Origin of the sequence: Sphingobacterium sp. UBA7253 (genome assembly GCF_002472745.1) — a bacterium.
GTDB classification, from domain to species: domain Bacteria; phylum Bacteroidota; class Bacteroidia; order Sphingobacteriales; family Sphingobacteriaceae; genus Sphingobacterium; species Sphingobacterium siyangense.
This window is the reverse complement of the sequence record NZ_DKSP01000235.1, coordinates 3,076-3,677: the sequence shown is the minus strand read 5'-3', so window position 1 is coordinate 3,677 and position 602 is coordinate 3,076. Positions and strand designations below refer to the sequence as shown.

The following is a 602-nucleotide window of genomic DNA, read 5'->3' as shown; positions in this document are numbered from 1 at the left end:
ACGCTCTTCCGATCTGCGCTGTAATATAGAACAGCAACAATAATCGGTAATTCATAAGATATCTTGCGATCCACTATCAGATCGCAAGATATTCTATTATTTTTGTTTCTATCATTACATGCCTTTTGATTAAAGAAAAATAAAAATTATGAAAAACCATTCGACAAATTACTTCAATACTTTAATTGAAGCTGCAAGAGATACCAAAGTAGTTAAGGGTACTATTCCACCATCAAAACGCCATAAAACCATAGCTGAAAGACAATATGAATTGATCGCCGCAGCGCCTTATCAGTATACATCTGACGATATTATTTTCCAAGTCTATGCGGAAAGAAGGAACCTAACGCCAGACGAATATCCCGAAGCAAGAACAGTTTTTTTCTCTAAAGGACAAGCATGCCTGCGCGCCTCCCCTCTTACAAAGACATATGGGTATGGGATTCATAGTAATAGTGAAGGCAAGGTCGCCTTATGCGGAATGGAAACAGCTATTTATCGGAAATTTGTAGCGGATGAAAATACAACAAAAGTTAAAGCAATGAAATCTGCTAGGTAGCGTTTGCAGAATAAACTTGTGTGAGACTGTAACATAAACTGTG

1 protein-coding gene is annotated in these 602 nt (G+C 37.4%); it reads left to right on the top strand.

The features are described 5' to 3' along the window. The first annotated feature begins 148 nt into the window (after positions 1-148). Entirely contained in the window at positions 149-559 is a 411-nt protein-coding gene (locus B2X72_RS24780; protein ID WP_145329081.1) for a DUF6157 family protein, read from the top strand. The last annotated feature ends 43 nt before the right edge of the window (positions 560-602 follow it).

What these genes read in the sequence shown, in the direction of transcription:
- B2X72_RS24780 (WP_145329081.1), top strand. Translation starts at nt 149, where the DNA reads ATGAAAAACCATTCGACAAATTACTTCAATACTTTAATTGAAGCTGCA.